16 protein-coding genes are annotated in these 18,290 nt (G+C 59.6%); 7 read left to right on the top strand and 9 right to left on the bottom strand.

The features are described 5' to 3' along the window. Nucleotides 1-11: 11 nt before the first annotated feature. The 3 genes from ETC00_RS14515 to ETC00_RS14505 all read right to left on the bottom strand — a co-directional run bounded on the left by ETC00_RS14515 (nt 12) and on the right by ETC00_RS14505 (nt 2,772). A complete protein-coding gene (locus ETC00_RS14515; RefSeq protein ID WP_171566794.1) occupies nt 12-1,976 on the bottom strand; it encodes a sigma-54-dependent Fis family transcriptional regulator in 1,965 nt (654 codons plus the stop codon). Nucleotides 1,977-2,140: 164 nt separating this feature from the next. Beyond that, on the bottom strand, nt 2,141-2,494 hold the full coding sequence (locus tag ETC00_RS14510) for a response regulator (protein ID WP_171566793.1): 354 nt from the start codon (nt 2,492-2,494) through the stop codon (nt 2,141-2,143). A gap of 113 nt (nt 2,495-2,607) precedes the next feature. After that, nucleotides 2,608-2,772 carry a hypothetical protein gene (locus ETC00_RS14505; protein WP_171566792.1) on the bottom strand — a complete coding sequence of 55 codons (165 nt, stop codon included), beginning with the start codon at nt 2,770-2,772 and terminating at the stop codon, nt 2,608-2,610. A 229-nt stretch (nt 2,773-3,001) separates the two neighbouring features. Here ETC00_RS14505 and ETC00_RS14500 point away from each other — a divergent pair, with 229 nt between their 5' ends. Continuing rightward, complete coding sequence (locus ETC00_RS14500; protein ID WP_171566791.1) at nt 3,002-4,000, top strand: BMP family ABC transporter substrate-binding protein; 999 nt, start codon at nt 3,002-3,004, stop codon at nt 3,998-4,000. A gap of 16 nt (nt 4,001-4,016) precedes the next feature. Then, nucleotides 4,017-5,852, top strand: a complete 1,836-nt coding sequence (locus ETC00_RS14495; protein ID WP_171566790.1) for a sensor histidine kinase — start codon at nt 4,017-4,019, stop codon at nt 5,850-5,852. On the opposite strand, the gene ETC00_RS14490 is transcribed toward ETC00_RS14495, so the two are convergent. From ETC00_RS14490 to ETC00_RS14470, 5 genes are all read right to left on the bottom strand, one after another. Continuing rightward, complete coding sequence (locus ETC00_RS14490) at nt 5,849-6,640, bottom strand: alpha/beta hydrolase family protein (RefSeq protein WP_171566847.1); 792 nt, start codon at nt 6,638-6,640, stop codon at nt 5,849-5,851. The genes ETC00_RS14495 and ETC00_RS14490 overlap by 4 nt on opposite strands. A gap of 165 nt (nt 6,641-6,805) precedes the next feature. Beyond that, nucleotides 6,806-7,219: a S1 RNA-binding domain-containing protein gene (locus tag ETC00_RS14485; RefSeq protein ID WP_171566789.1), complete on the bottom strand. Its 414-nt coding sequence runs from the start codon at nt 7,217-7,219 to the stop codon at nt 6,806-6,808. Nucleotides 7,220-7,433: 214 nt separating this feature from the next. After that, nucleotides 7,434-7,937, bottom strand: a complete 504-nt coding sequence (locus ETC00_RS14480; RefSeq protein WP_171566788.1) for a VanZ family protein — start codon at nt 7,935-7,937, stop codon at nt 7,434-7,436. 73 nt (nt 7,938-8,010) lie between these two features. After that, on the bottom strand, nt 8,011-11,271 hold the full coding sequence (locus ETC00_RS14475; protein WP_171566787.1) for an efflux RND transporter permease subunit: 3,261 nt from the start codon (nt 11,269-11,271) through the stop codon (nt 8,011-8,013). After that, nucleotides 11,264-12,499, bottom strand: a complete 1,236-nt coding sequence (locus ETC00_RS14470) for an efflux RND transporter periplasmic adaptor subunit (protein ID WP_171566786.1) — start codon at nt 12,497-12,499, stop codon at nt 11,264-11,266. Before ETC00_RS14470 ends, ETC00_RS14475 begins: the two co-directional genes overlap by 8 nt. 297 nt (nt 12,500-12,796) lie before the next feature. Here ETC00_RS14470 and ETC00_RS14465 point away from each other — a divergent pair, with 297 nt between their 5' ends. The 3 genes from ETC00_RS14465 (at nt 12,797) to ETC00_RS14455 (ending at nt 14,995) form a co-directional block, all read left to right on the top strand. Next, nucleotides 12,797-13,489: a CoA transferase subunit A gene (locus tag ETC00_RS14465; RefSeq protein ID WP_171566785.1), complete on the top strand. Its 693-nt coding sequence runs from the start codon at nt 12,797-12,799 to the stop codon at nt 13,487-13,489. Nucleotides 13,490-13,513: 24 nt separating this feature from the next. Continuing rightward, nucleotides 13,514-14,170: a CoA transferase subunit B gene (locus ETC00_RS14460; protein ID WP_171566784.1), complete on the top strand. Its 657-nt coding sequence runs from the start codon at nt 13,514-13,516 to the stop codon at nt 14,168-14,170. A gap of 144 nt (nt 14,171-14,314) precedes the next feature. Next, on the top strand, nt 14,315-14,995 hold the full coding sequence (locus tag ETC00_RS14455) for an alpha/beta hydrolase (protein ID WP_171566783.1): 681 nt from the start codon (nt 14,315-14,317) through the stop codon (nt 14,993-14,995). 107 nt (nt 14,996-15,102) lie between these two features. On the opposite strand, the gene ETC00_RS14450 is transcribed toward ETC00_RS14455, so the two are convergent. Continuing rightward, nucleotides 15,103-16,332, bottom strand: a complete 1,230-nt coding sequence (locus ETC00_RS14450) for an MFS transporter (protein WP_171566782.1) — start codon at nt 16,330-16,332, stop codon at nt 15,103-15,105. Between the two features lie 116 nt (nt 16,333-16,448). Between ETC00_RS14450 and ETC00_RS14445 the strand changes: the two genes are divergently transcribed. Then, nucleotides 16,449-17,348, top strand: coding sequence for a LysR family transcriptional regulator (locus ETC00_RS14445; RefSeq protein ID WP_171566781.1), 900 nt, complete (start codon nt 16,449-16,451; stop codon nt 17,346-17,348). Between the two features lie 149 nt (nt 17,349-17,497). Continuing rightward, nucleotides 17,498-18,121 carry a LysE family translocator gene (locus ETC00_RS14440; RefSeq protein ID WP_171566780.1) on the top strand — a complete coding sequence of 208 codons (624 nt, stop codon included), beginning with the start codon at nt 17,498-17,500 and terminating at the stop codon, nt 18,119-18,121. Nucleotides 18,122-18,290: the final 169 nt, after the last annotated feature.

The raw sequence follows: 18,290 nt of genomic DNA, 5'->3' as shown, positions 1-18,290 counted from the left end.
CCTCCTTGCGCCTACAACTGATATTTTTTCAGCTTCCGGTAAAACGTGCTGCGCGGAATCCCCAGCATCTCCGCCGCCACGGAAGCGCTCCCGTTGCTCTTTTCCAACGCCCGGACGATCGCGTTTCGCTCCAACTGCTCCCGATACGTGAGCGGACGAGGGGAAGGGGATGGCGCTGCGGATTGCGGTGGCAGACCCGGAGAACATTCCGGCTGCACCGCCTCTAAAAGAAAGCGCTTCCATTCTTCGCGCGGCGACACCCTCATCCGTTCCAGCACGTTGAACAGTTCCCGGATATTCCCCGGCCAGTCATAGGCAAGCAATACCTCCATCACATCTGCCGGCAGTTCCAGCGCGAAGCCGTTCTGACTGCAATAGTGACGGATCAGAGACGGGATGTCTTCTTTTCGCTCCCGCAGCGGCGGAACCGTGATCGGCAGCACGTGCAGCCGGTAATACAAGTCCTCCCGAAACGCTCCTTCCTTCACCAGTTGACGCAGGTTGCGGTGCGTGGCGGCGATGACGCGAACGTTCACCGAAATCTCCTCCGCACTTCCGATCGGGGTGACCTTTCGTTCCTGCAGCACCCGCAACAGCGCCACCTGCATCGCATGCGGTATCTCGCCGATCTCATCCAAAAACAACGTGCCGCCGTCCGCCTGAACAATCTTCCCGCTGTAACCGCGGCGCCTGGCTCCGGTAAAGGCGCCCTCGGCGTACCCGAACAATTCGCTTTCCATCAGCTCGCGCGGCACCGCTCCGCAGTTCACCGCCACAAACGGCCCCTCCGCCCGCGGACTGCTGTCGTGAATCGCCCGGGCGATCAATTCCTTTCCCGTGCCGCTTTCTCCATAAATGACAACGGTGCCGTCCGATGGGGCAATCCGTTCGACTTCGCGCAGGGTAAACTGAAAGGCGCGGCTCGTGCCTGCCTCTCCGCGAAACCGAACTCGGGAAACGGCACGGCCGGTTGCCTGCTGCTGGAACCCGGAGACGGCACGGCCGGTTGCCTGCTGCTGGAACCCGGAGACGGCACTGTCGGTTGCCTGCTGCAGGAGCCCGGAGACGGCACGGCCTGTCCCGTGCAGATGGACCCGGGACTCGCTGCGGAGCAGTTCGATCCGGTAACCGATCAGCCCTCCGTGCCTGAGCGAGTACAGGGGAATCTGAATGCCTTCCCGAAAGCCGGATTCCCGCACCTGTTCACGGGGCGCTTCAGCCCAGCCGCGCATCGCCTGCCGGACGCTGCGGCTGGCGTACACCACCCGCTGATCCTGATTGCAGACCACCCAGAGGCGCTCTTCTTCGTCCGGCTCCTCCACCGCCAACCGCATCAATTCCAGGTCATCCCGCTGCCGCTCTTTCATCCACTCCTGCTCGATCAAGAAAGCCAGCGAAGAGACCGTGGCCATCATCTGGGGATGGCTGCGGGCCAACGGAGCGGAAACATCCACCACCCCGATCAAGGTTCCGTTTCCGTCCCGGATCGGTGCCGCCGAACAGCTCCAGGAGTGAGACGCGACGGAGTAGTGTTCCGTACCGTTGACCATGATCGGCTCGCCCGCCATGAGCGCCGTGCCGATCGCATTGGTGCCCACCTCGTCCTCCGTCCAGCGCACACCTTCCCGAAAATTGATGGCGTGCGCCTCCTGAAGCGTTCGCTGTTCTCCCTGCATGCTGAGCACGTAGCCCTCCGGATCGATCACCAGGGCAATCATCCCGACATCGCGAATAAACGGAGACAGCCTGCTGATCTGCGGCAAGGTCAACTCCAGAAGGCGGCGGTTTTTTTCCTTTTGCAGTTCCCAGGCTTCCCCCTTCAGGACCTTCCTCCCTTTTCCTTCGTACGGATTGACTTTCCCGATCTTGCAACGATGCCACGATTCCGAGATTCGTTTGTTGAGTCGCGCCGAGTCCAATACGCCTTCTTGAACAAAACGTTTCCACATGCTGAGCGAAACGCTTTCCTCAATCATGCATCCTCCACCCTCCGCTCCTCAATTCTGTCCCGCTGCCTTAACAATATATTGAATTTTCTGTTTTTTCAAGAAGTTATCCAGTTAGAAGCGAAGGTGAGAACCGAACAGCACCGAGCCATTCAAAAACGGCCGACTTCTCTACGAAAGGCGGCCGTATCTCCTTACAGCAGTCGCGAAATTGCATCCATCACCTGTTCTTTTTGAAACGGCTTGACGAGAAAGTCCCGCGCGCCTGACTTCATCGCTTCCAGCACTTTCTGACGGTGGCCGATCGCAGAGCAGATCAGCACCCGTGCCTCCCTGTCGTACGCCAGAATCTCCCGCATCGCCTCGATGCCCTGCATCTCGGGCATACTGATGTCCATGGTGACGATGTCCGGTTTCAGTTCCTTGTACTTGGCAATCGCTTCTATCCCGTTGGCGGCTTCCCCGCACACCTCATGCACGTCGCCGACCATGTCGGCCAGCATCCGCCTCATAAACGCCGCGTCGTCCACAATCAACAAACGGGCCACGCACTTTTTCCCCCTTGAACCGTCTCGCACTTTCTCTTTTTACTTTTACAAAAAACGCGAGACTTGTCCACGAAAGAAATTGGCTGTTTTTGTCGAACTGCCCGTCATGTCCGTTATCGACCGGTGGTAAAACCGATCGGCTGTTCCGCCTCTCCCGCAGTGGCCAACGGGCTGTCCGGTTTCGGATGGGGCGTCGTCTCGCCGATCTCCGGTATTTCCACCTGCGTGAACTCGTCCGGGATGTCCACCTGGGGAATTTCCACAATCTCCTTTTCCATGATATCCTCCTTTGCCCAACGTATTGCCGGTGTCATCGGCGCTCCCCGTTATCGTTCCCCGAGCGGCCGCGCCCCATTCCCCGCCGCATGTTTTACCCGGCAGGACATGCGCATCGCCACACCTGCACCATTTTGCTCCGTCCCTTCTCTTTTTTTCCAAACGGAGGATTTTTGGCCTATGTTGTAGAAGTGTGTTCAATTACGTTTGTTTTTTAGGGAGGATCGAGTCATGCCCAAACTGCAGCCGTTTTCCGCCCTGTTCGTGGGTCTGGTCATCGCCCTGCTCCTGTTGATCACCAGCCAGTTTATGACCAGCATGACACACCTGCAGCAGTTCAACCAAACTGGGAATGCCAAGCACAAGCTGCGGGTGGCGCTCCTTTTGGAAGGGCCCACGTACGACCAGGGTTGGAACAGCAGTGCGCTGGAGAGCCTGACGGAATTGAAGAAAACGTACGGGTTTTCCCTGGAAGTCGCCAGCAATCTGAAGCCGGAACAGATTACCGCCGTGACGCAGCAGTACGCCTCCAACGGCTATGATCTGATCTTCGGTCACGGTGTCATTTTTTCCGAGCCGTTCACCCAGATCGCTCCCCTCTACCCGGAGACGCGTTTCATCTCCTTTAACGGGGAAGCGGTCCACCCCAACCAGACGACCATCTGCTACGATATGAAACCGGCCGGCTATCTCGTCGGGAAACTGGCCGCCACCATGTCCAAGACCCGCAAAGTCGGCTATATCCTGACGGACAAACCGACCGAGTACAAGCAGTTGGAAGGTTTCCAGGAGGGGGTCAGAAACACAAATTCGCGCACGCAGCTAATCGTCGAGAAAGTGCCTGATTTCAACGACGTGGAGGGTGCCACCCGGGCCGCCAAAAGCATGATTGCCAAAGGTGTGGACGTGATCTACACGACCGGCGACAGCTACAATCTGGCGGTCATCACGGAAGCGCAGCGGGCCAACATCTACGCCATTGGCTACATTGCCGACCAGCGCTACATCGCCCCCAACCACGTGCTCGCCTCGTTGATTCAGGACGTCCGGCAGTGCTACCGAACCCTGATGGCCCAGTACACCGCCGGCACGCTTCCTTCCGGTACGGTCACCTACGGTCTGGCCGAGGGCGTAAATCGGTTAAGCACGTTTGGCCCGATGGTGCCGCCGGAGGTACGCGCCGAAATGCAGCAGGAATTTGAACGCCTTACTCATCATCGCCAGCAATAGGTGGAGGATTATCTACATGTCTCCGTTTCGAAACTTAGGGTTTCAGAAAAAAATGATGCTCAGTTACCTTGTCATGATGCTTCTGATCGGCTGTGTCACAACGTTGTTCAGCTACCAGATGACCAAAGTCACCACGGACGAGACACACCTGACGCAAAACGTGCTGCCGCAGGCGAGCAGCCTGCTTGACATCAAAAACCAGATGTACATGAAAACGTATGCGCTGAAAATGTACACCATCACCCGAGAGCCGTCCTATCTGGACGAGTACTACACCAACCTGATTGACACGTCGCGCTTCGAATCCATCCCCAAGACAGACACCAACAGCGACTTGTTTGCCATCATTGAATCTATTAGTGAACTGGATTTTCTGTTCTTGAACAAAATCAACCCGTTGCTGAAAGCCAACAACGTGGAGGCGGTCAGCTACGTCCTCACCCAGGAAGTGCAGCCGCACATCGACAAGTTGGAAAAGCAGCTCACCTTTTCGCTCAACCGGCTGGAATTCCAGACGAACAAGGAGTTTCAGCGGACCAACGAGAGCCTGAAAGTCTCCCTCATCCTCACCTATTCAGTCTCCGTGGCCGCCATTCTGTTTGGACTGTTCTGTACGTTCTACTTCCGCAAGGAGCTGCTCCGGCCGATCCAATCGCTGATCCAGCAGGTGCGCAAAGTGTCCAAAGGCACGTTCGGGCAGCAGATCATCTACAGCACCCGGGATGAGTTTTACGAGCTGGCCCAGGAGTTCAACCGGATGTCGAGAAACATCGCCCGCCTGTTTCAGCAGGATGAAGCCCGCCGCCTGGTACTGGAAGAGGAGAAAAACGTGCGCGAGCAGATCCTGAACTCGCTGCCGGTCGGGGTCATCACTCGCCACTATCACTCTGCCTGGGTGCACATCAATCAAAAGGCGAACGAACTGGTACAGCTGGACAAGAACTACTTTCCGCAGACCGACGATCCCTCCGTCTGGGAACAATCGCCGGATACGGACGAGGCGCCGTGGTTTGAAAACCGGAAGATCACCCTGTACAAGCAGGATGGCAGTTCGTTCACCGCGCTGGTCTCCTACGTGCCGCTGCGAAACCAGCACAACCGGGAGGCAGGGTGGATGGTCACCTTTACCGACATCACGGAACAGGAAAAGGTGCAGGCGTACCTGCACCAGTCGGAAAAGCTGGCCATGGTCGGCCAGTTGGCAGCCGGTGCCGCCCACGAAATCCGCAACCCGTTGACCGTCATCTACGGCTTTATTCAGCTGCTCCAGCAGCGCCTCCCCGACGAGGAGCGCGACCGCCACTACCTGCCGCTCATCCTGCAGGAGATCGAGCGGGTCAACAAAATCGTGACGGAACTGCTGATGCTCTCCAAGCCGTCACAGCCCAACTACCGGGAAGTGGCGCTGGCCCAGGTGCTGGACTCAATTCTTCCGCTGATCAAGGCGGAAGCGACGCTGCACGGCATCGAAATCGTCGACCTCTGCGACAAGGAGACACGCATGCCGGTGGACGTGGAACAGCTGAAACAGATTTTGCTCAACCTGATGAAAAACAGCATCGAAGCGATGCGGCAGGGCGGCGTCCTCACCGTGGAAAACCGGGTGGACGAGAATTATGTGAACATCCACATCCGCGACACCGGCGAAGGCATCCCGCCAGAGCATCTGAACCGGATATTCGACCCGTTTTTCTCGCTCAAGGAAGACGGCACCGGACTGGGTCTGCCGATCACCCGGCGCATGGTGGAAAACCACGGCGGAGACATGCGCATCTTCAGCAAAGTGGGAGAAGGCACGGAAATCGTCATTTCCCTCCCGATCCAGCCGCGTGCCCTCGAGGGCAGCGCTTAATCCCGGGCAACGCTGTCCAGCCAGGCAAACATCCGCCGGGTGTACGTCTCCATCCGCTCTCCCTGGAACAGGTGGCTGGCTCCGTCCACCAGCCACAGCTCACAGGGTTTGCCGCACCGCTGCAACGCGTCCGCCAGGCGAATGGCGTGCTCCACTCCCACGTTTTGGTCTTCTGTCCCGTGGATGATCAGCACGGGGCAGGCAATCTCCGCCGCCCGGTAGACGGGCGACCGCCAGCGGTACGCCTCCGGCTGCTTGCGCGGGTGGCCGACGACGCGGCGAAGCATGCGCCGCAGGTCAACTCGCTCCTCGTAGGTGAGAAACAGGTCGCTGACCCCTCCCCACACCACCGCCGCGCGAATCCCGGGACACTCGATCGCTGCCAAGAGCGACATGATCCCGCCGCGGGAAAACCCGTAGACGCTGATCCGCGTCCGATCCACGCCCGGCATCGCCCGCAGCAGCTCGTAGGCGGCGAACACATCGTGCCGGTCCTCGCCGCCGAACTCGTCCCGTCCCTCGCCTCCTTCGTTTCCGCGGTAGTGCGGAGCCAGCACCACGTATCCAAACGACGCCAATTGGCTGATCCGCTCAGGCCTCACCTTCCCGACGCCCTTGATGCCGCCACGGCAGTAGAGCAGCGCCGGAAGTTTCGCCGCTTCTGCATCAGGAACAGCCAGAAGCGCTTTGACGCGCAATCCCTGGCTGAGATAGGTGACGGTGTACAGCCGGACGCCCGGCTGGACCGGCAGTTCGGGCTTCAGCTCCAGGAACGGCGCGCACGCCATGTTGCCTCCTGTTTGCACACGGACTCCTCCTCGTCTCCTTCGTCTTGCATTAAGATGCCCCGTTTTGCCTCCTACGCCTGGATGGGCATGGCGAAAATGCAAAAAGGGAAGAAGGGACGGTAACCGGTCCTTCTTCCCGATATGTCAAACCAGTATCAACAAGGCTTAATAGCCGCGTTTTGCGTTCTTTTTGTTGATGGTAGCAAGGTTCTCTTCGCTGTGCTTCAGCCAACGCTTCAGTTTGTCCTCGAAGGAAGCAGAGCTGTCACGTCTTGCGTTTCCTCCGCGGTCTCCTCCGCGATAGCCACCGCCACGGCGCTCGTCGCGTTCGCTGCGCTCCGGCGCAGGCAGTGCAGCGCGAACCGAAAGCGAGATTTTGCCTGCATCATCAATGGAGAGTACTTTTACCTTCACCTGATCTCCCACGGAAAAGTGATCGTTAATGTCCTTAACAAAACCGTTTGCTACTTGGGAAATGTGGACCAGCCCCTGCTCGGTTTCGCTGACTGCTACGAACATCCCAAACGGTTTAATCGCTGTCACTTTTCCCTCGATGATGCTTCCCACTTGTACTGCCATTCAGTTTGCACTCCTTTTATCATTTCCCAAAAATGTAAGAGAACCTCTACCAGAAGCCTCATTTCATAAGTATAACAGAGAAATTCAAATACTGAAAAGCCTAATCTTTTGCCGAAGCACACCGGCCGGCAGAGGTGAAAAACGATGGAAAAAGATGCAGGGAAGGACGCCTGGGTGCGTGTCCGATCCCCCTGTATTAGGATGGATGAGCTGCTCATCTTTTATCACGCCGTTTTTGTCCGGGCCACGCCCGCGCAAGCACGATCAGCAGCAGCATCGTGCACGCGCCGCTGGCATCCAGCACCACGTCAGCCACCTGTCCCGTCCTGTCCGGGGTAAAGGTTTGATGCCACTCGTCCAGCACTGCCACCGCCAGCGTCAAAAATGCGCTCCACGGCAGTGCGACCGCAAACGGTGCGAAGCGGCGCAGCACGCGGTACCCGGTCAGGGCGAGCAGGGCAAATGTGGCAAAATGGGTTCCTTTGCGGAGGAAAAATTCAATAAACCCGTCAATGCCGCTTGCCTCTACGCTGATCTCCTGTTTTCCGTAGCGAAACGACACGTCCTTCAGACGTTCGCCCACCGCTTGTTCGTCAATGAAGCGGGAAATGGTTCCGCGCATGTCTTGTTTGTAGTAAGGCTGGGACGACGAAACGTACAAGCCGGCCAATATGGCGACCAGCAGCAGCACGTCCAACAGCCGAACGAATGTCTTCACGCTCTTCTTCCTTTCGCGGGAATGTTCCGCTTTCATTGTACCAGGAATCCGCCCGTCGCACGCCTGCAAAATGTCACGAATGGGCGTCGCGCGCCGTCACCGGCAGCGGTTGAAAATCCTCTTCGGTCAGCTCGTGCCTGTCCCGTACGGGGACGGCCTCCTCCCCCTTTGCCACTTGAACTATTTCCTGCCGTTGTCGCATGCGCGCATCCCGGCGGCGGACCTGTTCATTTTCCCACCAGGCACGCAGCCGGCTGCGCAGTTCCGCCAGTGACAATCCGGCGCGATTGGCCAACCTCTGCTCAGTGGCGTGCTGCATCGCCGGCACAAGGACGAGAACGGCATAGGCGGCCAGGAGCAGACCCGTCAACAGCGCGACAGCAAACGAGGCGTGAAGGGCGGCGCCTTCCATCCACCCGGCAGCCAGCGGCAGACAGGCGGCAGCCGTCGCCGCCAAAACGCACACCAGCGGCCGGATCGCCCGGACTGTCCCGACACGAATCCCTTTGAGGACGGAGGGAGCGGCGTCCGCGAGGAACAATTCGTCCAGATGGATCAACGCCTGCTGTGTCATCACGGCACAGACGGCAGCGATGCCGTACACGCCCATCAGGTTGAGCGGCCGATCCAGCCAGAGCAGCCCGACCGTCACCCCTCCGGCCAAAACGGGCAGCAGCGCGAGCGCCACCATCCCGTGCCGCATCCGCCGGTAAAGAAGCAAACTGCACAGAAGCACTGCGGCCGCCGCCACGGCTACTGCCAGCAACCGTCCGGCCGTATCCTTTTTGTTTGCTTCCGCTTCTTCCAGCTTGTCCCATTCGCTTGCATTGAGGATCTCGTATCCCTCCGGAATCGTGAATATCTCCTTCATGTTGTCAGGGATCACATATGACAAGCTCCTGATTCGATCCTGCATGGAAACGGCACTGCTCAATTTGATTACGTACATGCCGTCCACGCGGCGATAGACGGGCGGTTCATCGACAATTGTCCATTCCGTCAGGTCGCTCAGACGGACGGCTCCCTGCGGCGTGCGAATCAGGATCTGTTTCACCTGGTCGGGATGCTCCATCCACTTGTCGGGAAAGCGGGCGGTTACCGGTACCGCCCCGTTGTCTCCGTACAGGGTTCCGGCCTGCTGCTTTCCAAGATAGGTGGCCAACTGCCGCTTGATCTCCTCCTCCGTCACGCGGTAGCGGACGAGCATCTCCGGTCTGGGGCGAATGGCGATATACGTCCCCATATCGCCTTCGCCGATGCGCTCGTCGGTGATGATCTCCCGCCCGTCTTTGTCCGTCCACCGCAGCTCCTGCAGGTAGGCGACCGTCTGGGAGGCGATCTCCCGGACTGTGTGCAGGGACGGCCCTTTTACATAAAATTCCAACCTCGTCTTCTGGTCCTCTGAAAGCACGACGGCAAACGGATCGGTGCCGGGGATCTCCCGCAGTCGTTTGTCCAGCTCTTTTTCCAGTTCCGTCGGCGTCCGGGTCCAGCGGCTCTTGTCAATCAGTTTCAGATGAAAGGTAAGCCGCTCCCGACTGGCTGTCGTGTACAGGTCGCGCACTTCTTCCAGTCCGGAAAGACGCTCTTCCGCCACCCGGGCGGCTTGAATCGCCTCATCCAGCGTGCTGCCCTTGACCATCTCCAGCGACAGCGTCTTCTCCTGTCCGTCGATATCCCCGTACGGTTCGGTCAGGACAAAGGCGTCCAACAGCACGACGGCCAACAGCGAGAGGGCCACGGTAATCCCGTACGGCAGAAAGCCCTGGTTGACAGAGCGCTCCCACCGGTTCTTCAGGAAGCGGCCCACCCTGCCGCCCAGCAGGCTGCCCGCCAAATGCTTCCGCTCTGCGGCCGGTCCAGCGGCAGCGCCGACCGTCAGCCATTGAGCGGCCTGCACCGGCACGATAAACCCGTACACCAGAAGCATGGTCAACGTCCCCAGCGTAAGAACCGGCAGTGCGTCATATAAAAGAGGCAGGTCGGCTGCTTTGACAAAGTCGGTCACCATCAGCACGCACCAGCCGGCGGCACAGACGACGACAGCCAGCAGCAGCGTCTTCAGCAGAGACCATGCCTCGCGCAGGCCGAGCACCGGCGACAGCTGCCCCGCTCCGGCCAGCCGATGGATCAACGCCGCTGCCGCCCCGACGTACAGCAGAGCAAAGACGGCTGTCGGGCCGAGCGAGGTCAACGTCAGCGGCACACCAATCAGCCACATGCCGCCCAACAGCGCTCCCAGCGACAGACATGCCGCGTACAGCATCAGCAGGGCGGCCATCGCACTGCGGAGCCACACGCCAAGCATCACTGCCGCCCCCAACCCGGCCACGGCCACAAGCCAGCCGATGTCGCGCAGCGCCGCCGTCAACGCCTGTGAACGGTCTTCCACCAGATCCAGCGTGTACCTGTCCGCTGCCTGTTCGTTCCACTCAGCCACGGCCTGCGCCACTTTGGCCCGGATGGCAGGAACCTGGGCCGCTTCCGTCGCGAAGACGCTGATCCCCACCGCCGGTTCGCCGCGATAGAGTGTCACCTCTTCCCCTCTGCTCCCCCGCAAATCGCGCACCTCGGCCAGTTCTTTCAGCGGCACGTATCCCTTCTCCGTGGCGATCATCTTTTGGGCCAGCTCCTGTGGGCCTGACAGTTGGCCCTTCCACTGGAAAGCGGTCCGCTCACCGCCGGTTCCGACAGCGCCCACCTGCTCGTCCGCGCCGACGCCGCGCAGCTGTCCCAGCACATCCCCCGGCGTCAGGCCGTAGGTTAGCAGCATGGAGGGGCGAAACACCAGCTCCACCTCTTCCCGGACGCTGTGGTCCTCCACCTCCACGCGGGCTACGCCCGGGATGGAGGCCAGTTTGTCATGCACCGCGTAGCGGGCCGCGTCGGCCAGTGCCTGCACGTCCGCACCGTGCAGCAGATAACGGCCGATCTGATTGTCGGCCAGGTTGGCCTGGCTGAGACGCCATCCGCTTATCGGCAACCGCGCTGTCGTCTCTTGCAGTTTCTGCTCCAATCGGCCTTTGTAGGAGCTGGGCGGCCGTCCCGCCGTCTTGACTGTGAGCGTCGCCCCTCCCGATCGGGATTCGGCGCTGATGTGCACCCCGGCGTCCAGTTCGCGGACTGCATTCTCCACGGGACGGGTCACAGACTCGTCCACGGCTTCCGCCGACATGCCGGGAGCCTCCAGGGCAATGACGTACTCCGGCAGGGGGCGGTCGGGAAACAGCGCGACATCCATCCTGGAAAGGGCGCCGACAGTCAGCAGGCAGCAGACGAGCGCCAGCAGCCCGGCCAGCGCCGGCAATGTCGAAGTATAAGTGCGTTTACTCATCGGCCACTTTCACCACCTCACCGTCCGCCACATAGGAGAGTCCGGAACTGACGATCATATCGCCCGGCTTCAGCCCTTCCAGGACTTCATAATGAGGGCCGTACACATTGCCCACCTTGACGGGTGTTTTCCTGACCGTGTTCTCCTCGATCACCATGACGTAGTGGGATTCTTCGGAGATGCCGACACTGCTCGCGGGCACCAGCACTCCCCCGCTCGGCTTCACCTGATAGCGGCAGGTGACGGTCATACCCCCTTTCCAGACGTGCTCCCGGCCGTTGATTGTCACCTCTACCGGATACGTGCCGGTTCCGGCGTCGATCACCGGCGCCACGAAACTAACTGTCCCCTCCGTCTCCGTACCGTCCGGCGCTTTTACCGTCACCGTTTTGCCCACGGCAAAATTGCTGATTTGCTCACCGGTCACCTGCAGCTTGACCAGCCAGCCTGAGGTGTCCACCAGGCGCATCACCTCGCTGCCCGGCCCCGTCTGCTCCGACTCCGCCTGCGATATCGACGCCACCACGCCCGAAAACGGCGCCTTCAACACGGCGTCCGCCGCCTCTTGCCGGGCCCGCTCCAACTGTACTCTGGCCTGCTGCACTTCGGCGTTGGCCTCTTCCACGTCCAGCTTGTCCGCTCCCTTCAGCAGATTGTCGTAGCGGATCTGCTTCTCCTCCAGGTCCAGTTTCGCCTGTCGCTCGCGGAGAGCCAGGCTGTCCAGCTCCTCTTTGGAAATGGCGCCGTTGGCGTAAAGCAGCTTTCCTCGCGCGTGCTCTTCCGCCGCCTGGGCAGCCGTCTGCCTGGCCTTTTCAAGCTGTATCTTCTGCGCCTCCACCTCGTGCTGCTCCGGCCCCTGCAACGCCTTTGCCCGACGAATGGCGGCACTGGCCACCTGCCCCTGGGCCGCGTTCACCTCCTGCTGCCACACGGACGTGTCGAGTGTGGCCAATGTCTCTCCCTGCTTGACCACACTGCCCTTTTTTACAAAAATATTGGCAATCCGGCCCGATCGGCCAAACGAAAGCGGCAGTTCCTTGAGCGGGGCCACCACACCGGCGATCTCCTGGGTCATGCCGTCATGCTGTTCGACCGTGTAGGCTTTCACCGTCTTCACCTTGATCACGCTTTCTTCTTGCAGGCGCTTCAGGTTTTCCACGCTTTTCTCCAGTTTTTCGCACCCGGCAATCAGCAGGGCAGCGAGGGAAAGCCCGATCCATTTCTTCATTCCATCAACCCCTACCCCGGACTCGATATGTCGAAACATGAAACATAAACAGAAAATGGGACAATTAGTACAAAATAATTTTACCGAAAGGATTCTACTTGCGCCACTTTTCTGTCGATTTTTACGATTCTTTACTTTACGTCTGCCACCGCGCCTTGTCCTCTTGGGCAAACAGGCGGAATTCCCCCCCTTCTTTTCAGCCGATCGCCACTTCTGGTAAGATGGAGGTAGCCCGATTTTGTCAGCGCTTTCACGCGTCGCTTTTTCTCAATATTTCGAATGGTGGGAGTGAGCTTCATGGCAAAGATCTACTCGTCCTATGCGGAAATCGTGCAAGACATCCACGACGGTGCCACCTTGCTGGTCGGCGGTTTCGGTCTGGTGGGCATCCCGGAGAACCTGATCATCGCACTTCGCGACAAGGGCGTGAAGGACCTCACCGTCGTCTCCAACAACTGCGGCGTCGACGACTGGGGGCTTGGTCTTCTGCTCAAGGAAAAGCAGATTAAGAAAATGATCTCGTCCTACGTGGGGGAAAACAAGGAGTTTGAGCGGCAGTTCCTCTCAGGAGAACTGGAAGTGGAACTGACGCCGCAGGGGACGCTGGCTGAACGTCTCCGGGCCGGCGGGGCCGGCATTCCCGCATTCTACACACCTGCCGGCGTCGGCACCCCGATCGCCGAGGGAAGGGAAACCCGCGTGTTCAACGGCAAGGAGTACCTGCTGGAACACGCCATCACCGGCGACTTCGCCCTGATCAAGGCATGGAAGGCGGATAAGATGGGCAACCTCGTCTACCGCAAGACGGCCCGCAACTTCAATCCGATGATGGCCGCCGCCGGGAGAATCACCATCGTCGAAGTGGAAGAAATCGTCGAGACAGGTGAGCTGGACCCCGATCAGATTCACACCCCCAGCATCTACGTGCAGCGTTTGATCCAGGCTCCGTCGTTTGAAAAACGGATCGAACGACGCACGGTGCGGCAGTAATTCCAGCAAAAGGAGGATGCAGTGATGGCTCTTACGCGTGAACAGATTGCGATGCGCGCCGCCCAGGAAATCGAGGACGGCTTTTATGTGAACCTGGGGATCGGCATGCCCACCCTCGTCGCCAACTACATTCCGGAGGGCAAAACAGTCGTGCTCCAGTCGGAGAACGGCCTGCTCGGCATCGGTCCCTATCCGACGGAAGACGAAATCGACCCCGACCTGATTAACGCCGGCAAGGAGACGGTCACCGCCATACCCGGCGCCGCCTACTTTTCCAGCGCGGAGTCGTTTGCGATGATCCGCGGCGGCCACATTGACCTGGCCATCCTCGGCGCGATGGAAGTCTCTGCCGCAGGCGACCTGGCCAACTGGATGATCCCCGGCAAAATGGTCAAGGGCATGGGCGGCGCGATGGACCTGGTCCACGGTGCAAAGCGGATCGTCGTCATCATGGAGCACGTCAACAAACACGGTGATCCGAAAATTTTGAACGAATGCGCCCTGCCGCTGACCGGCAAACGGGTGGTGAACCGGATCATCACCGACCGCGCCGTGCTGGACGTCACCCCGGACGGCCTGGTGCTGAAAGAGGTGGCGGAAGGCTACACGCCGGAAGACATTCAGGCGTGCACGCAGCCAAAACTCATCGTCTCCCCCGACTTGAAAACAATCACGCCATGAAGAAAACACCCGTGTGAAAACAAACCGGCCTCGTCCCTTCTCAAAGGACGGAGCCGGTTTTTTGTTTGGTGCTGAATCGCTTCCCGCCCGGGAAACCGTTTATAATACAAGGAGTAAACAATCTTGACCGAGAGGAGATTCACCATGTCCAATACGCTTGGCTGCCTCGTCCTGCACGGTTTTGCCGGCGATATCCGGGATGTGATGCCGCTGGCGAAGACACTGCGTGAAGCGGGCTACCATGTGGAGTGCCCCACCCTGGAAGGACACGGCTTGGGCCGACGGCAGCTGGCCAAAAGCACCCGGCACGACTGGCTGCGCTCCGCCGATGAAGCGTACAAACGGCTGGCCATGCGTGCCGACCCGATTGTTGTCATCGGCTTTTCCATGGGCGGCCTGCTCGCCATTCACGTCGCCCACCGTCATCCCGTCCGCCTGTTGGTTACGATCAATTCCCCGTACCATTACTGGGAGGTGCGGCAGGCCCTGCGCAATCTGCGCGACGATTTCTCCACCCATTCCCGCCGCTACATCAACGGCCTGGTTAACATTCCGCTGCGCAGCATGCTGCAATTTCGCCGCTTGCTGAAAGAGACAAAGCCGCTCTTGCCCGACATCCGCGTCCCGTACGTGCTGCTGCAGTCGAGACGGGACGATACCGTGCGGCCATCCAGCGCGGAGCATCTGGCCAATAGCGTTGCCCCCGAGGCAGGCGCCCGCATCTATTGGTACGACAACTCCGGCCACATGCTGCTGCACAGTCCGGACCGCGACGACGCGATCGCCCGCATCCTGGACGCAATTCGGGAACACGGCTCGGCGTAAGTAAACAGCGCGGACGGTGAATCCGAGCAAGCCCTGTGCGAAACCGGAAGAAGCGGAACGTACGAGAAATGGCAAATGGCCGTCCAATCGGTTGGCGATTCAATCCACTATCTTGTTTTCTCCGGCTTGTTCTCTCCGGCCGCATGCGCCTGCCCCGCCCGCCCGGACCAGGCGGCCGCCATCGCCAGCAGGAAGGCGGCAGTTCCTGCGTACAGTCCGTTCAGGCCGAACCAGCCGTCTGCCCAAAACGCGAGCAGCGGTCCAGCGGCGGCGCCGAGATCGGTCACCACCGAGTAACACGTCAGCAGCTGCGCGCCGTTGGCCTGCCGGGACGCTTCGTCTGCCGCCAGCGTGTCCATCACGGTAGTGAGCACCGTGCCGGTAAGCTGTATCCCCAAAAGCACGCCCAACCAGAGCGCAAAGGGCAGCGGCACTGCTGTGAGGCCGAACAACACCGCAGCCGCCAGCACCGCCCCGACCAGCATCCGCCGCCGTCCGCAGCGGTCCGACCACCTGCCGAACCACGGCGCCGCCCACGGTTCCCAGACCCAGCGGGCTCCCTGCACCACGCCGGCGACGACGGCCGAGCCCACCACCATCCCGCCGATCACCGCAAACGGCTGCCGAAGATCGATCAAGCGGCTCAGTGTGGAAACCAGTATGCCTTGGTAGCACATGGCGACAAACATTCCCGAGGCCATGGTCAGCGCGACACTCCCCGTCCAGCAAAGCTGCGGCCGCACCGCTGCGGCGGACGCATCGCCGCTCTGTCCGGTAAAGGATGCGGGGATGAAGGCAAAAACGAGGACAAACGCCACCAGCGACACCCCCGCCAGCAAAAAGGACGTCGTCCGCAAGCCCACCCAGGCGACCAGCAGCGGGCCGGCCAGCATGCCGACCAGGCTGCCCAGCCGGAACAGTCCGTTGTACAGCCCCATGAAATGGCCGCGATTCCCGTCGTCGGAGACGCTGACGATCAACGAATAGGCACCCAACCGCAAGAAGGTCCAGGCCGCTCCCCAGAGACAGCGCATCAAAAGCCACAGCCAAAATCCCTGAAACCCGTACGAGGCTGTCGTCACGAACGCCAGGAACACGGCGATCGCCAACCCCGACCGGCCGCCTGTCCGCTCATACCATTTGCCGATCAACGGCCCCAGCGGCACCCGCACCAGCCGGTTGACCGAGAGCAACACACCTACCTGCCAGAGCGCGTCCAGTCCCGCCTCCCGCCAATAGAGCGGAAGCGCCACGTACAGCACGGAATCACCGAGCACGCACATCGCTGTCACGAGAGCCAGTGCCATAACCTGTGTCTTGCCGTGTTTGCCTTCCATCGCAATCTCCTTTGCCGGAACAAATCTATATGCTTTACACTACAAAGGAGACTGACAAAAATCCAATACATATTGGCACCCGACTCATAAGCAATCCTTATGAATGGAGGAAAATCATGAACCTTCACGCGCTGCGCATCTTCGTGGAAGTGGCGGCACGGGGCAGCGTGACCGGCGCGGCCGATGCGCTCTCCATCAGCCAGCCGGCCGTAACCGCGCACATCCGCAAACTGGAACGGGATCTCGACATCAAGCTGCTCACGCCGCAGGGACGAGGCATTGCGCTCACTCCCGAAGGACGTTTTTTGTATGAGAAAGCCCGGCGGATTTTTGACTGGGAACGGGAGATCGAGTCCCAATTGGAGGAGATCAAACAGGGCAAGCGGGGAAAGCTGCGGGTGGCGTCCACTTTTCTCCCCTCCCATTACCTCCTGCCCAAATGGCTGGCCGCCTACAAACAGCAGCACCCGCAGGCGGACGTGGAAATCCGCGCCGGAAACTCGAAGCAGTCGCTGGAACGTCTGCTCCGCTGTCAGGCGGACCTGGCCGTGGTCACCAACGAGTCGTGGGACGAACACCTGCCCATCCGGCGTCGGCACATTACGGATGTGGCCTTTTGGTTTATCGTCCCCGCCGGTCATCCGTTTGCCGGCCGGACGGTTTCATTGGCAGCGCTGATGCGGGAGCCGTTTTTGCTGCGGGAAAAAGGCAGTTCCACGCGGGAGAGGCTGTTTTCCCTCTGCCGGGAGCACGGCGTCGCTCCGCCGAAAGCGGGCCTTGAATACCACGGCCTGTTCGAATCCATCCAGTCCGTCAGGGCGGGGTACGGCTCGATGCTGGCACCGGAACCGTCCGTCCGTGAACTGGTGGAACGAGGCGAAGTGGGGCGAGTGCTGGTCGACGGTGTGACGATCAAACGGCCGATCTACATCTGCACCCGCGAGGAGGATGATGCCCTGCGCCCTGCGGCCGCCCGGTTTCTGGAGATGATCCTGCCGCCCTGCATGCAGACGTGAGGATGAGAGGCGAGTCGCCGTCGTCCCAATCAAAAAAAGAATTGATTGATTATTAAAAAGAGTTGATTGATTCGTTGTTATTGTTACAATGGATACAATGCAAAATGATTGGTCGCCGCAACATGTCTGCTTAAACTGGGGGGATTCCAATGGAACATTATGCGTTGTTCGTGCTTATGTCGATCCTGCTGATCATTCTGCCTGGCCCCGATACCGGCGTGGTGACGCAAAACACTGTTTTCCACGGCCGTTCAGGCGGGATGAAAACGGTTCTGGGCAGCACGTCCGGACTGCTGATCCACACGCTGGCCGTTGTCTGCGGCATATCGGCGATCCTGGTGAAGTCCGCGTTTCTCTTTTCCATCATCAAGTACGTCGGGGCCGTCTACCTTCTCTACCTGGGAATTACGTCGTTGTGGTCGCTTCGGAATCAGAAAACCGCGGCTGTTGAGCAGCCAGATGCCAAGCATCAGAACAAATCCCCCTTTCTGCAGGGATTTTTGACCAATGTGCTCAATCCGAAAGTGGCTGTCTTCTTCCTGACATTCCTTCCGCAGTTTGTAACGCCCGGCAGCTACGCGTTTCTGCAATTCCTCGCCTTGGGTTTGACTTACACACTGCTTACGGTCGCATGGTTTTTCCTGTACGTCCGGTTCATTGACCGGCTGCGCGCCTGGATGAAAAAAGCGTCCACGCAGCGGGCCATCCAAGGAATCACCGGCCTTGCGCTGGTGGCGTTCGGCGTCACGCTGGCCCTGGAAAAGCGCCCGTAAATGACCCCTCAACGGCAAAGAGCCCTTCCATTTAGGAAGGGCTCAGATTGCAGACAAACTCCCTCGTTACCATTGGCAGTAGAGGGAGTTTGTCCTGTATGTATTCGAAGGTGAAGCGGAAATGAAGGGCATTGTGCCTCCCTTTGCCTGACTTCCATAGCCAATTGGC

Source organism: Brevibacillus sp. MCWH, assembly GCF_013096935.1.
Lineage (GTDB): Bacteria > Bacillota > Bacilli > Brevibacillales > Brevibacillaceae > Brevibacillus > Brevibacillus aydinogluensis.
This window is presented reverse-complemented; position numbering and strand designations above follow the sequence as displayed.

What these genes read in the sequence shown, in the direction of transcription:
- ETC00_RS14445 (WP_171566781.1), top strand. Translation starts at nt 16,449, where the DNA reads ATGAACCTTCACGCGCTGCGCATCTTCGTGGAAGTGGCGGCACGGGGC.
- ETC00_RS14515 (WP_171566794.1), bottom strand. Translation starts at nt 1,976, where the DNA reads ATGATTGAGGAAAGCGTTTCGCTCAGCATGTGGAAACGTTTTGTTCAA.
- ETC00_RS14470 (WP_171566786.1), bottom strand. Translation starts at nt 12,499, where the DNA reads ATGAAGAAATGGATCGGGCTTTCCCTCGCTGCCCTGCTGATTGCCGGG.
- ETC00_RS14475 (WP_171566787.1), bottom strand. Translation starts at nt 11,271, where the DNA reads ATGAGTAAACGCACTTATACTTCGACATTGCCGGCGCTGGCCGGGCTG.
- ETC00_RS14460 (WP_171566784.1), top strand. Translation starts at nt 13,514, where the DNA reads ATGGCTCTTACGCGTGAACAGATTGCGATGCGCGCCGCCCAGGAAATC.
- ETC00_RS14485 (WP_171566789.1), bottom strand. Translation starts at nt 7,219, where the DNA reads ATGGCAGTACAAGTGGGAAGCATCATCGAGGGAAAAGTGACAGCGATT.
- ETC00_RS14450 (WP_171566782.1), bottom strand. Translation starts at nt 16,332, where the DNA reads ATGGAAGGCAAACACGGCAAGACACAGGTTATGGCACTGGCTCTCGTG.
- ETC00_RS14465 (WP_171566785.1), top strand. Translation starts at nt 12,797, where the DNA reads ATGGCAAAGATCTACTCGTCCTATGCGGAAATCGTGCAAGACATCCAC.
- ETC00_RS14490 (WP_171566847.1), bottom strand. Translation starts at nt 6,640, where the DNA reads ATGGCGTGCGCGCCGTTCCTGGAGCTGAAGCCCGAACTGCCGGTCCAG.
- ETC00_RS14440 (WP_171566780.1), top strand. Translation starts at nt 17,498, where the DNA reads ATGGAACATTATGCGTTGTTCGTGCTTATGTCGATCCTGCTGATCATT.
- ETC00_RS14500 (WP_171566791.1), top strand. Translation starts at nt 3,002, where the DNA reads ATGCCCAAACTGCAGCCGTTTTCCGCCCTGTTCGTGGGTCTGGTCATC.
- ETC00_RS14455 (WP_171566783.1), top strand. Translation starts at nt 14,315, where the DNA reads ATGTCCAATACGCTTGGCTGCCTCGTCCTGCACGGTTTTGCCGGCGAT.
- ETC00_RS14505 (WP_171566792.1), bottom strand. Translation starts at nt 2,772, where the DNA reads ATGGAAAAGGAGATTGTGGAAATTCCCCAGGTGGACATCCCGGACGAG.
- ETC00_RS14495 (WP_171566790.1), top strand. Translation starts at nt 4,017, where the DNA reads ATGTCTCCGTTTCGAAACTTAGGGTTTCAGAAAAAAATGATGCTCAGT.